At 61.2% G+C, this 13,030-nt stretch carries 8 protein-coding genes and 2 tRNA genes; 8 read left to right on the top strand and 2 right to left on the bottom strand.

From position 1 onward, the window contains the following. Positions 1 to 149 precede the first annotated feature (149 nt). From HKK57_RS15925 to HKK57_RS15910, 4 genes are all read left to right on the top strand, one after another. Positions 150 to 503: an MGMT family protein gene (locus HKK57_RS15925; protein WP_029295355.1), complete on the top strand. Its 354-nt coding sequence runs from the start codon at positions 150 to 152 to the stop codon at positions 501 to 503. Positions 504 to 546: 43 nt separating this feature from the next. Next, positions 547 to 2,079 carry an AmpG family muropeptide MFS transporter gene (locus HKK57_RS15920; RefSeq protein WP_029295353.1) on the top strand — a complete coding sequence of 511 codons (1,533 nt, stop codon included), beginning with the start codon at positions 547 to 549 and terminating at the stop codon, positions 2,077 to 2,079. Between the two features lie 220 nt (positions 2,080 to 2,299). After that, positions 2,300 to 4,015: a proline--tRNA ligase gene (locus tag HKK57_RS15915; protein ID WP_169390404.1), complete on the top strand. Its 1,716-nt coding sequence runs from the start codon at positions 2,300 to 2,302 to the stop codon at positions 4,013 to 4,015. Between the two features lie 20 nt (positions 4,016 to 4,035). After that, the gene (locus HKK57_RS15910) at positions 4,036 to 4,989 is read left to right on the top strand and encodes a hypothetical protein (RefSeq protein ID WP_029295348.1); all 954 of its coding nucleotides are present in this window, start codon (positions 4,036 to 4,038) and stop codon (positions 4,987 to 4,989) included. Between the two features lie 28 nt (positions 4,990 to 5,017). Here HKK57_RS15910 and dinB read toward each other — a convergent pair whose 3' ends face one another. Next, a complete protein-coding gene (gene dinB / locus HKK57_RS15905) occupies positions 5,018 to 6,076 on the bottom strand; it encodes a DNA polymerase IV (RefSeq protein WP_070994467.1) in 1,059 nt (352 codons plus the stop codon). 291 nt (positions 6,077 to 6,367) lie between these two features. Here dinB and HKK57_RS15900 point away from each other — a divergent pair. The 4 genes from HKK57_RS15900 to HKK57_RS15885 all read left to right on the top strand — a co-directional run bounded on the left by HKK57_RS15900 (position 6,368) and on the right by HKK57_RS15885 (position 10,992). Then, positions 6,368 to 6,444, top strand: a tRNA-Met gene (locus tag HKK57_RS15900). Between the two features lie 269 nt (positions 6,445 to 6,713). Continuing rightward, a tRNA-Met gene (locus HKK57_RS15895) sits at positions 6,714 to 6,790 on the top strand. A gap of 279 nt (positions 6,791 to 7,069) precedes the next feature. Continuing rightward, complete coding sequence (gene mprF, locus HKK57_RS15890; protein WP_169390403.1) at positions 7,070 to 9,712, top strand: bifunctional lysylphosphatidylglycerol flippase/synthetase MprF; 2,643 nt, start codon at positions 7,070 to 7,072, stop codon at positions 9,710 to 9,712. After that, positions 9,712 to 10,992, top strand: coding sequence for a virulence factor family protein (locus HKK57_RS15885; RefSeq protein ID WP_169390402.1), 1,281 nt, complete (start codon positions 9,712 to 9,714; stop codon positions 10,990 to 10,992). Before mprF ends, HKK57_RS15885 begins: the two co-directional genes overlap by 1 nt. 73 nt (positions 10,993 to 11,065) lie before the next feature. On the opposite strand, the gene HKK57_RS15880 is transcribed toward HKK57_RS15885, so the two are convergent. Continuing rightward, positions 11,066 to 12,967, bottom strand: a complete 1,902-nt coding sequence (locus tag HKK57_RS15880) for a potassium transporter Kup (protein WP_029295342.1) — start codon at positions 12,965 to 12,967, stop codon at positions 11,066 to 11,068. Positions 12,968 to 13,030 lie beyond the last annotated feature (63 nt).

Below are 13,030 nucleotides of genomic sequence, written 5' to 3'. Positions count from 1 at the left end.
CAAGTTTGGCGAAAAAGGAGGCATTATCGGCGTAGCTGAAGTCTTAGCAAGGACTGACTCAAGGTTTTGTATTGAGTTCAATTCTCAACGGCATCTTTACAGACGTTTCTTACATATCCACGACTATTTTCAACTGAGCCGCCAGAACAGTGAACGAGCCCGCCGACACCCCGCAAAACCCGGCCGAAATGCGCCGTACCGCGCTGTACCTGACCTTGGCCCAAGTGCCCGAAGGCTGCGTGGTCAGCTACGGCGAACTGGCGCACCTGGCCGGCCTGGGGCGGGCCGCACGCTTCGTGGGCCGTACGTTGAGCCAACTTCCCGAGGGTTCGAAGTTGCCCTGGCACCGGGTGGTCGCCGCCGGCGGTCGGATAAGTCTGCCGGTGGGCAGCGTCTCGGGCGATGAACAACGTGCGCGTTTACGCAGTGAAGGTGTCAGTATCCTGAACAATCGCGTTGATATTCAGCGTCATGGCTGGCGCCCGGTAGAGCACAGCGGTTAGAGTGCGCGCTTTGTTTCCGTAAATCTGAGGCAGACTCCAGCCCATGCCCCGTAAAACCTGGCGCGCCGCGCTCGCTGCCTATGCCAGCCCCTCGACATTAGTGCTGTTACTGCTCGGCTTTGCCGCCGGCCTGCCTTACATGTTGGTGTTCTCGACGCTCTCGGTCTGGTTGCGCGAAGCCGGTGTGGCACGCGAGACCATCGGCTATGCGAGCCTGATCGGCCTGGCGTATGCGTTCAAGTGGGTCTGGTCACCGCTGCTGGACCAATGGCGCCTGCCGCTGTTGGGTAAGCTGGGACGTCGTCGTTCCTGGCTGGTGCTGTCCCAATCCCTGGTGATTCTCGGCTTGATCGGCATGGGCTTCTGCGACCCGCAGAAACACCTGTCCTGGCTGATCGCCATTGCCGTTATCGTCGCATTTGCCTCCGCAACCCAAGACATCGCGGTGGACGCCTATCGCCTGGAAATCGCCGACGACAGCCGCCAGGCCGCCCTGGCCGCCAGCTATATGTCCGGCTATCGCATCGCCGCCCTGCTGGCCACGGCGGGCGCGCTGTTCTTTGCCGAAGGCTTTGGCTCCACGGGGTTCAACTACAAGCATTCGGCGTGGACCGGCACCTACGTGCTGTTCGGCGTGCTGATGATCCCGGCCCTGCTCACCAGCTTTTTCATGCGTGAACCCGATGTGCCCCTGCGCACCCAGTTGCAGGCCGGGCGCTATACGTTTGCCCACCAACTGATGTCGGTATTTGTGCTGATCATCTTGTTGGTGTCGGTACCGGCGATGTTCACCCAGTTGTACAACACCGACTTCGCCAGCGTGCTGTTCGAAGGCGTGAGCCTGCTCGACCTGTTGCTGGAAGACCGCGCCTTCCTGCGCGCCATCCTCTATATCACCCTCACCGCCCTGTGCCTCTCGGCCATGGGCCGCCGGGGTCTGGCGCCTGTGCTGACGCCGGTCAACGACTTTATCCTGCGCTACCGCTGGCAGGCCTTGCTGCTGTTGGGGCTGATCGCTACCTACCGGATGTCGGACACGGTGATGGGCGTGATGGCCAACGTGTTCTATATCGACCAGGGGTTCACCAAGGACCAGATCGCCAGCGTCAGCAAGATCTTCGGCCTGATCATGACCCTGGTCGGCGCCGGCATGGGCGGCCTGTTGATCGTGCGGTTCGGCATCCTGCCGATCCTGTTTATCGGCGGCATCACCTCGGCCGGCACCAACCTGCTGTTCCTGATGCTCGCCGACATGGGCGCCGACCTGCAGATGCTGATCTTCACCATCTCCCTGGACAACTTCAGCTCAGGCCTGGCGACCTCGGCATTCGTCGCCTATCTGTCGAGCCTGACCAACCTGAAGTTCTCCGCCACCCAGTACGCCCTGCTCAGCTCGATCATGTTGCTGTTGCCACGGCTGATCGGCGGCTACTCGGGGGTCATGGTGGAAAAGTTCGGCTATCACAACTTCTTCCTGATCACCGCACTGCTCGGCGTGCCAACGCTGCTGCTGATTGCCTTGCACTGGTACCAGGAAAGCCGGCGGATCCGCTTGAATCCCCCCGAAGAAGGCTGACACCTGCAGGGCCGGGCTTGTGTGGGAGCGGGCTTGCCCGCGATAGCATCACTGCGGTTTGCCTGACACACCGAGGCGCCTGCATCGCGGGCAAGCCCGCTCCCACATTGAAGCCGGCGCCCCACAGAAATCCCGTCACCACCTGATGCCTGTACTCTGGCGGCGACCGCCCGTACAATCCCAGGTCACTTCAAGTCCAAGCAACCGACAACGGCCTACCATGCGCACCAGTCAATATTTGCTCGCCACACAGAAAGAAACGCCTTCCGACGCGGTCGTGATCAGCCACCAGCTGATGCTGCGCGCCGGCATGATCCGCAAACTGGCCTCCGGCCTGTACACCTGGCTGCCCATGGGCTTGAAGGTGATGCGCAAGGTCGAAGCGATCGTTCGCGAAGAAATGAACGCCGCCGGCTCTCTGGAAGTATTGATGCCGAGCACTCAGCCGGCTGAACTGTGGCAGGAATCCGGGCGCTGGGAAGAGTACGGTCCGGAATTGCTGCGCTTCAAGGATCGTCATGGCCGCGACTTCTGCGCAGGCCCGACCCATGAAGAAGTGATCACCGACCTGATGCGCAACGAGTTGAGCAGCTACAAACAGCTGCCCCTCAACCTGTATCAGATCCAGACCAAGTTCCGTGACGAAATCCGCCCACGCTTCGGCTTGATGCGTGGCCGCGAATTCATCATGAAGGACGCCTATTCGTTCCACGCCGACCAGCCTTCGCTGCAAGTCACCTATGACCGCATGCACCAGGCCTATTGCAACGTGTTCACCCGCCTGGGCCTGAAGTTCCGCCCAGTGGAGGCAGATAACGGCTCCATCGGCGGCGCGGGCTCCCACGAGTTCCACGTACTGGCAGAATCGGGCGAAGACGACATCGTCTTCAGCGACGGCTCCGACTACGCAGCCAACATCGAGAAAGCCGAAGCCGTGCCACGGGAAACTTCCCGTCCGGCGCCGGCTGAAGAGCTGCGCCTGGTCGATACCCCAGACACCAAGACCATCGCGGCCCTGGTCGAGAAATTCAATCTGCCGATTGAAAAGACCATCAAGACCCTGATCGTGCATGCCGAAGAAGAAGGCAAGCTGATCGCCCTGGTTATCCGTGGCGACCACGAACTCAACGAAATCAAGGCGGCCCAGCAACCTGGCGTGGCCAGCCCGCTGGTCATGGCCTCGGACGCCGAACTGCGTGACGCCATTGGCGCCGGCGCTGGTTCCCTGGGCCCGCTGAACCTGCCACTGCCGATCATCATCGACCGTTCGGTCGAGCTGATGAGCGACTTCGGCATCGGTGCCAATATCGACGACAAGCACTACTTTGGCGTCAACTGGGAACGTGACCTGCCGGTGCCTACCGTGGCCGACCTGCGCAACGTGGTTGCCGGTGATCCAAGCCCGGATGGCAAGGGCACCCTGGAAATCAAGCGCGGTATCGAAGTGGGGCACATCTTCCAGCTGGGCAACAAGTACAGCAAGGCGATGAAGTGCGAAGTACTGGGCGAAAACGGCAAGCCGGTAACCCTGGAAATGGGTTGCTACGGCATTGGTGTTTCCCGCGTGGTGGCGGCTGCCATCGAGCAGAGCCACGACGACAAAGGCATCATCTGGAGCGACACTTTGGCGCCGTTCCAGATCGCCCTGGTACCCCTGCGCTACGAAACCGAGCAAGTTCGCGAAGCCACCGACAAGCTGTATGCCGAACTGACGGCCGCTGGCTTCGAAGTACTGCTGGACGATCGCGACAAGAAGACCAGCCCGGGCATCAAGTTTGCCGACATGGAACTGATTGGCATCCCTCACCGGATCGTGGTCAGTGACCGCGGCCTGGCCGATGGCAATCTGGAATACAAGAGCCGGACCGAAGCCCAAGCCCAACCGTTGCCGGTGGCTGACGTGCTGCCCTTCCTTCAGGCGCGTATTCGTCGCTGAAAACCAGATCAAGAGAAGTCATGTTCAAGCGAAACACCAAAGCCCTGGGGGGCGCCGCCTTGTGCGGCGCCCTGCTGGTCAGCGGCTGTGCCAATCAGATGTCGCAGCGTAGCGAGCACGAGGAACGGATCGAGCGCAAATTGCTCGACCACAGCCTGCAGATTGATGTGGGCGAACCCAAAGTACTCGAGTTGCCGCAACGCCGCGTGCGCATTCATGAGCAGCGGACTTTCGAAGTCACTGAATTTGAAGTCACGCGTCACTATGATCGCTACACGCCCTACCAGCCCTGGCGCGAACTCTACGAGATCCCGCTGGGTGCCGTGGCAGTCGTGGCGGGCGCCGGGGCCAATGTGGCGAACATCTTTGCCCTGGGCAACCTGCCAGACAGCATGACCCATGACTGGATCAGCTACGGCGTGGCCGGGCTCAACCCGTTCATGAACGTGCAGTCCCATGGCCGGGCGCAACAGAACCTGGCGGGCATCGATGAAGTCCAGCGTGACCGACGCCTGGAATACACCAGCCTGCCGTGGAGCGAGCGACCGGTGCAGGTAAAAGCCGGCAAGCAGACCCACGAGATGACCACCGACCGCAACGGCGTCCTGCGCCTGAACCTGTTGGACAGCCCGTTTGCCGAGCAGGACCTGAGCAAGGTCCGCACCTTGCGGATCAGCATTGAAGATGCTCAGGACGATGTGCATTCGGACTCATCCCTGGCCATCAGCACCACCCTGCGTGGCAAGCTGCTGGAAGCACACGCCTTGATCTACGACGACCTGGAGGATGACGAAGTCAACCAATGGGTCCATCGGGTCAAGCGCTTGTCGGAACTGGGCCTGGAAGAAGAAGCCAGCGAACTGGAACAGAGCCTGATTGAACTGACACGCAATGATCCTGAATTGCAGCAGGAATTTCTCAAGGCCCTGACCAAGGACGGCGGCCGACTGGTGGCCGACCCCGGCACCCGCTGACCCCCTGTAGGAGCCGGCTTGCCGGCTCCTACAGGGACAGCTCTAGCTGTTCATTTCCTACGCTCAAATCGAGCAGCCGCACACCAATCCCCAGCAAGCGCACCGGTTTTGCGCCGCGATTGAACGCCTGGGTCAGTAACTGCCGATAGCTCTCCAGATCCCGCCCCGCCCCCGCCTGCTCCAGGGTGGTTTGGGTAAAGTCATGGAACTTCACTTTGACAAAGGGTTTGCCCGGCCGATAACTGCTGTCGATACGCTGTATGCGCCCGGCCAGGGTTTCCATCAGTTCCGGTAGCTTTTCCAGGCAACTGGGCAGGTCCGGCAGGTCGACATCGTAAGTGTTCTCCACGCTGATCGATTGCCGGCGACTGTCGTTATGCACCGCGCGATCATCAATCCCACGCGCCAAACTCCATAACCGCTCACCAAAGCTGCCGAATTCGCGCACCAGCGCCAGCTTGTTCCACTCGCGCAATTGCAGGCAATCCTCGATCCCCAGGCGTGCCAGCTTGTCGGCGGTGACCTTGCCGACGCCATGCAACTTGCTCACCGGCAGCTGCGATACGAAGTCTTCCACCTGGTCCGGGGTGATCACAAACAGCCCATTGGGCTTTTTCCAGTCGCTGGCGATCTTGGCCAGAAACTTGTTGGGGGCCACTCCCGCAGAAACCGTGATGTGCAACTGATTGGAAACGCGCCGACGGATATCCTGGGCGATGCGCGTGGCGCTGCCGCCAAAGTGCGCGCAATCGGAAACATCCAGGTAAGCCTCGTCCAGGGACAACGGCTCGATCATGTCGGTGTAGTCACGGAAAATCGTGTGGATTTCCTTGGACGCTTCTTTATAGGCATCCATGCGCGGCTTGACGATGGTCAGGTCAGGGCAGAGCTTCAACGCATGGCGCGACGACATCGCCGAACGCACGCCGTAGGCCCGGGCCTCGTAGTTGCAGGTAGCGATCACCCCGCGCCGATCAGCCGAGCCCCCTACCGCCAGCGGCTTTTGCGCCAGGCTCGGGTTATCCCGCATTTCGATGGCAGCGTAGAAACAATCACAGTCGACATGGATGATTTTGCGCTGCGTCATATAAAGGGAGGCGTGATCGGGACATAAAGTAGACGGATCGCCAGTATCGCATTCACACCTGTATATAGCACCAGTACTTTGAATCATCTGACAAAGCAGTCGGAAAAAACCTTGATGAATTCATTTTCTCAATCGAAAGGCTCCCCTCAATAGAGCTGGAAGCCACGGCCAGACTGGCCCCAAACCCTTCCAGCGGCCCTCTTGGAGAGCTAAGCGATTGAAGCACAAGCGCTTTTCTTTAAATCAGCGGTTGACACACCGTCATTCCTCTGTAGAATGCCGACACACAGACGCGGGATGGAGCAGTCTGGTAGCTCGTCGGGCTCATAACCCGAAGGTCGTCGGTTCAAATCCGGCTCCCGCAACCAAACATCAAAAAAGGCTACTCGAAAGAGTGGCCTTTTTTGTGCGCGTCTATTTCCTCCCCCCTGTAGGAGCGAGCTTGCTCGCGAAGGTCGTCAACGATAACGCGCACATCCAGCATCAACCCGCCGCCCTCGATCTTTTCGCGAGCAAGCTCCCCCTACAGTGAAAACTCGTTTTCAATCGAGCACTTAGGCTGATTGGCAGTTATTTTGCCCTTTATGTCATTAACGGTTGACACCTCGTCGCTGCGCTGTAGAATGCCGCCCACAGACGCGGGATGGAGCAGTCTGGTAGCTCGTCGGGCTCATAACCCGAAGGTCGTCGGTTCAAATCCGGCTCCCGCAACCAAACATCAAAAAAGGCTACTCGAAAGAGTGGCCTTTTTTGTATCCGTAGAAAAAGTTCTTTTGAAACAATGGCATGGCATCTTTCATGAAACCGCGCGCGGGTTTCGGAGTCCTTCCATTTGCAGGCTATGCTCAAGTCTCGAGCACATCCTTGCGCGACTAATGGACGCTGTCGCCGGCCCCGGTGATCCGCGTTACTATTTGTAATTATTTTGTCCATAGGGATTGGTAACTTGGCTGGATACCCCCATCCTGTCGCGCACAATCCAAGAGGTGATTGATGCGCGCCAATTCGTCTGAACCACAAGACAACATCACAGCTACACAACCGATCGCGCCCACCCGCCTGCGCTGGCTGGATCTGTTGAGCAAGTATCGGCAACCCATTGGGTTGGCGGTCACGTTGCTGCTATTTGCAATCGCTTTGATCGCCTGCCGCCACTTGTTGCTAGAGCTGGATCTGTACGCCCTCCACGATTCGATCCTGGAAGTACCGAAGCCGTCCCTGTTGGGCGCCCTCGCCGCTGCGATCGCCGGGTTCATCATTCTATTGGGCTACGAATTTTCCGGGGCGCGCTATGCCGGAGTAAAACTTCCTGCCAGAACCCTGGCCTACGGCGGCTTTACTGCTTTCGCCATCGGCAATGCGATTGGCCTGTCGATGCTGTCTGGCGGCTCAGTGCGCTACCGTTTATATGCACGGCATGGCATTGGGGCTTCGGAAGTGGCCCATATGACGGTATTTGCCAGCCTGGCCCTGGGCTGCGCCCTGCCGCCGCTCGCCGCACTGGCGACCTTGAGCAACCTGCCCGCCGCGTCCAGTGCCTTGCATTTGCCTGCAGCACTGCTCGGCGCAATCGCAGGCGCGGTACTGCTGCTCTCTGCCGTGCTGTGTATCGGGATCTATCGCCGCCGCTTGCCAGAACAACCCTACCCCGACAACCTGCTGGTCAAGGCCGGCCGCCGCACCTTGCGCCTGCCTGGGCGCCGCCTGACCTTCCTGCAATTGATCATCACCGCCCTGGATGTCGCTGCCGCCGCGACCGTTCTCTATCTGTTGCTACCAGAAGCCCCGCCGTTCGGCCCGTTCCTGCTGGTGTACCTGCTGGCGCTGGCGGCGGGTGTCCTCAGCCATGTACCGGGCGGCGTCGGCGTGTTCGAAGCGATTTTGCTGGCCGCGTTTGCCGACAAGCTCGGCGCCGCGCCGCTGGCCGCCGCCCTGCTGTTGTATCGCATGATCTACGTTGTGCTGCCGTTACTGATCGCGTGCATCTTCCTGCTGATCAACGAGGCCCAACGGCTGTTCCAGACCCAGCAGAGCCTGCGGGTCGCCTCAGGCCTCGCGGCCCCGGTACTGGCCGTGCTGGTTTTTTTGTCCGGGGTGGTGCTGCTGTTCTCCGGCGCCACCCCGGAAATCGACTCACGCCTGGAAAACATCGGCTTCCTGATTCCCCACCGCCTGATTGACGCCTCGCACTTTGGTGCCAGCCTGATCGGCGTGCTGTGCCTGCTACTGGCCCAAGGCCTGCGTCGACGCCTGTCGGCAGCCTGGATGCTGACCATGGTGCTGTTGCTGGTGGGCGCCCTGCTCTCGCTGCTTAAAGGCTTCGACTGGGAAGAAGCCAGCCTGATGACCACCACCGCAGTGCTGCTGGCGATCTTCCGGCGCTCGTTCTACCGTGCCAGTCGCCTGACCGAGCTGCCCTTTTCGCCGCTGTACCTGGTGGCCAGCGTCTGCGTGCTGGGTGCTTCGATCTGGCTGCTGCTGTTTGCTTACCAGGATGTGCCTTATAGCCATCAACTGTGGTGGCAGTTCACCCTCGACGCCAACGCCCCGCGCGGCCTGCGCTCGCTGCTGGGCGCCGCCATCTTGCTGGTGATTGTGTCCCTGACCTGGCTGTTGCGCACCGCCCGCCCTGTGATCCACCTGCCAACCGCCGATGAGCTGGAGCGCGCCACCAAGATCCTGATGGCCTCGTCGCAACCCGACGGCGGCCTGGCACTGACCGGCGACAAGGCCCTGCTATTTCACCCCAACGACGAAGCGTTCCTGATGTACGCCCGGCGCGGCCGCAGCCTGGTGGCGCTGTACGACCCGATCGGCCCGACCCAGCCCCGGGCCGAGATGATCTGGCAGTTCCGCGACCTCTGCGACATTCACCACGCCCGCCCGGTGTTCTACCAGGTGCGCGCGGAGAACCTGCCCTTCTATATGGACATTGGCCTGACTGCGATCAAGCTGGGCGAAGAGGCCCGGGTCGATCTCAAGCGCTTTGACCTGGAAGCCAAGGGCAAGGAGATGAAGGATTTGCGCTACACCTGGAACCGCGGGACCCGGGACGGCCTGTCCCTGGAAGTCTTCGAGGCGGGCCAGGCGCCGATGGACGCACTGAAAGTCATCTCCGATGCCTGGTTGACCGGTAAGAACGTGCGCGAAAAAGGCTTCTCCCTGGGCCGTTTCAGCGACGAATACCTCAAGCACTTTCGCATTGCGGTGATTCGCTTCGAAGGCCAGCCGGTGGCGTTCGCCAACCTGCTGGAGACCTACAGCCATGACCTGGCCAGCCTCGACCTGATGCGCGCGCATCCCGAGGCGCCAAAGCTGACCATGGAGTTCATGATGATCGGCTTGATCCTGCACTATAAGAGCCACAACTATGCACGCTTCAGCCTCGGCATGGTGCCGTTGTCAGGCCTGCAGCCGCGCCGTGGCGCACCGCTGACCCAGCGCCTGGGCTCGATGGTGTTCCGCCGTGGCGAGCAACTGTATAACTTCCAAGGTTTGCGCCGCTTCAAAGACAAGTTCCAGCCTGACTGGGAACCTCGTTACATGGCCGTGCCCGCAGGACTTGATCCGCTGGTGGCACTGGCCGATACCGCCGCCCTGATCGCGGGCGGCTTGACTGGATTGGTGAAACGCTGATGATTCGACGCTCCTGGCGGTATGTATTGGCAAGCCTGGTGGTGCTGGCCCTGATCCTCGGTGGCGGCTACTGGTACTGGAATCGCCCCGCCCCTCAACCGACCCTGGAACAACTGCCCCAGGCCGACGGCTCGACCATGACCCGTGTGACCCCTGGCACCAGCGCCAAGGCCCGTGTAGCGGTAGCCGTGATGGCCGACGCCAGCCTGACCGACAGCCAGCTGATTGCCCTGAGCCAGGGCGGCAGCGCGCAGATCGTGCAAGTGATCCTGCCCAAGGACGACTGCAAGCTGCAAGAACAAGCCCTGCAAGCGGCCCTCGGCCAGCTCAAGGGCCCGGCCACCCTGGTCAGCGGCATCGGCCCTGGCGCCGCGCTGGCCTGGCGCTGGCTGGCAACGCAGAACGACGACAAGGCCAACGCCATCTCCGTAGGCTTCGCCCTGGTCCAGGAAAGTTGCAAGGACCCACTGCCCAAGACTGCCGCCCACGGCAACTGGCTGGTGGCCTGGAACGATAACCCTGACGACGAAAGCGCCAGCTTCGTACGCGACACGCCGCGTGCCACCACCAGCATCAGCGACTACGACATCAACTACCCGCAGGTATTGAACAACGAGCTGCGCAAGCAACTGGTGGGTTCGGACAATGGCGGCCTGGCGATCCCGGTGGTTGAAGTGCCGGCCGGCCAGGCCAAGGACACCGTGACCCTGTTCCTTTCCGGCGACGGCGGCTGGCGCGACCTGGACCGCGACGTGGCCGGCGAGATGGCGAAGATCGGTTACCCGGTGGTCGGCATCGACACCCTGCGCTACTACTGGCAGCACAAAAGCCCGGAGCAGAGCGCCAAGGACCTGACCGAGCTGATGCAACACTACCGGCAAAAATGGGGCACCAAGCGTTTTGTGCTGACCGGCTATTCGTTCGGCGCCGATGTGCTGCCAGCCATCTACAACCGCCTGCCGGAAGCCGAGCAGCAACGGGTAGACGCTATTATCCTGCTGGCCTTCGCCCGCACCGGTAGCTTTGAGATCGAAGTGGAAGGCTGGCTGGGCAATGCCGGCAAAGAGGCAGCCACCGGCCCGGAAATGGCCAAGCTGCCAGCAGCCAAGGTGGTGTGCATCTACGGCGAAGAAGAAGTCGACGAGAGTGGCTGCACCGACAAGACCGCCGTGGGTGAAGCCATGAAGCTACCGGGCGGCCATCACTTCGACGAGAACTACCCGGCACTGGCCAAGCGCCTGGTGGATATCATCGAGAAGCGCCAGGCCAAGGCCGAGTAATCCTGTAGGAGCCAGTTTCCTCAGGCACTAAAAAGCCCCCGCTGCCGCACGGCAACGGGGGCTTTTTGTTGGGTTACATTTCTACCTGGGTGCCCAGCTCAATCACCCGGTTCACCGGCAGCTTGAAGAAGCGCAGGTTGCCGTTGGCGTTCTTCAGCATGAAGGCGAACAACCCTTCCCGCCAGCGCGCCATGCCCTCAAGCTTGGAGGCGATGACCGTCTCGCGGCTGAGGAAGTACGTGGTGCGCATGGGGCTGAAGTCCAGGTCATCCAAGTGGCACAGCTTCAGGGCCTCGGGCACGTCCGGCTCATCGGTAAAGCCGAAGTGCAGGATCACCCGGAAGAAGCCGTCACCGTAGGAGTCCACCTCGAAGCGGCGCTGGGCCGGGACGCGCGGGATGTCTTCATAGACCACCGTCAACAGCACCACTTGCTCGTGCAGCACCTGGTTGTGCAGCAGGTTATGCAGCAGGGCGTGGGGCACCGCGTCCGGGCGGGCGGTGAGGAACACCGCCGTGCCCTGTACGCGATGGGGCGGTTGCACGCGGATGCTGCTGATAAAGATCGGCAGCGGCAGCCCGCCCTCGTCCAGGCGCTCCACCAGCAATTGCTTACCGCGCTTCCAGGTGGTCATCAACACAAACAGCACGATCCCCGCCAGCACCGGGAACGCGCCGCCCTGGACGACTTTCGGCACGTTGGCCGCGAAGAACAGGCCATCCACCAGCAAAAAGCCCAGCAAAACAGGCACTGCCAATACCGGCGGCCACTTCCACAGCAGCAGCATCACGGCGGATACCAGGATGGTGGTCATCAGCATGGTCCCGGTCACGGCCACCCCGTAAGCCGAGGCCAGGGCGCCCGAGGACTCGAAGCCCAGCACCAGCAGGATTACACCGACCATCAGCGACCAGTTCACCGCGCCAATATAGATCTGGCCCTGTTCGGCGCTGGAGGTGTGCTGGATATGCATGCGCGGGATGTAACCCAACTGGATCGCCTGGCGCGTCAACGAGAACGCACCGGAAATCACCGCCTGGGAAGCAATCACCGTCGCCAGGGTGGACAACCCCACCAGCGGCAGCAATGCCCAGCTTGGCGCCAGCAGGTAGAACGGGTTGCGCGCGGCTTCGGGGTCGCCCAGCAACATCGCGCCCTGGCCAAAATAGTTGAGCACCAGCGCCGGCAGCACCAGGATGAACCAGGCGCGGGCAATGGGTTTGCGGCCGAAGTGGCCCATGTCGGCATACAGCGCCTCGGCACCGGTCAAGGCCAGCACCACCGCGCCAAGGATCGCCACGCCGATACCCGGATGCACCATGAAGAAACGCACGCCCCACATCGGGTTCATCGCGTTGAGCACTTCGGGGTGCTGGACAATGCCATAGATGCCCAGGCCGCCCAGCACCAGGAACCAGGTGACCATCACCGGCCCGAACAGCTTGCCGATGCGGTCTGTCCCGTGTTTCTGGATCAGGAACAACCCCACCAGCACCACCAGCGCCACGGGCACGACCCAGTGCTCCAGGCCATCGAACGCCAGTTCCAGGCCCTCGATGGCCGACAATACCGAAATCGCCGGGGTGATCATGCTGTCGCCATAGAACAGCGCCGCGCCGCACAGGCCGCACACCACCAGGAAACTGCGCAACCGCGGGTGATTGCCGGCCGCCCGTCGGGCCAGTGCGGTAAGGGCCATGATGCCGCCCTCACCCTGGTTGTCGGCGCGCAGTACGAACAACATGTACTTGATCGACACCACCCAGATCAGCGACCAGAAGATCAGGGCCAGGATCCCCAGCACCCCATCATGATTGACCTGGACCCCATAACCACCGGAAAACACCTCTTTAAGGGTGTAGAGCGGGCTGGTACCGATATCGCCGTAGACCACCCCGACAGCTGCCACCAACATGCCAATTGGCTTTGCGCTGGAATGCCCGGCACCTGCCGCCTGACTATTTGCCTGACCCATCAACCACTCCTGCCCTTTTGACCTGAGGTCTTTTATAAACAGCACAGCTGTACAGCTAAGCCT

Source organism: Pseudomonas sp. ADAK21 (genome assembly GCF_012935735.1).
Taxonomy (GTDB): domain Bacteria; phylum Pseudomonadota; class Gammaproteobacteria; order Pseudomonadales; family Pseudomonadaceae; genus Aquipseudomonas; species Aquipseudomonas proteolytica.
Note: the sequence above shows the minus strand (reverse complement) of the source record. Positions and strands in the feature narration are given on the sequence as shown.

What these genes read in the sequence shown, in the direction of transcription:
- HKK57_RS15920 (WP_029295353.1), top strand. Translation starts at nt 547, where the DNA reads ATGCCCCGTAAAACCTGGCGCGCCGCGCTCGCTGCCTATGCCAGCCCC.
- HKK57_RS15915 (WP_169390404.1), top strand. Translation starts at nt 2,300, where the DNA reads ATGCGCACCAGTCAATATTTGCTCGCCACACAGAAAGAAACGCCTTCC.
- HKK57_RS15910 (WP_029295348.1), top strand. Translation starts at nt 4,036, where the DNA reads ATGTTCAAGCGAAACACCAAAGCCCTGGGGGGCGCCGCCTTGTGCGGC.
- dinB (WP_070994467.1), bottom strand. Translation starts at nt 6,076, where the DNA reads ATGACGCAGCGCAAAATCATCCATGTCGACTGTGATTGTTTCTACGCT.
- mprF (WP_169390403.1), top strand. Translation starts at nt 7,070, where the DNA reads ATGCGCGCCAATTCGTCTGAACCACAAGACAACATCACAGCTACACAA.
- HKK57_RS15885 (WP_169390402.1), top strand. Translation starts at nt 9,712, where the DNA reads ATGATTCGACGCTCCTGGCGGTATGTATTGGCAAGCCTGGTGGTGCTG.
- HKK57_RS15880 (WP_029295342.1), bottom strand. Translation starts at nt 12,967, where the DNA reads ATGGGTCAGGCAAATAGTCAGGCGGCAGGTGCCGGGCATTCCAGCGCA.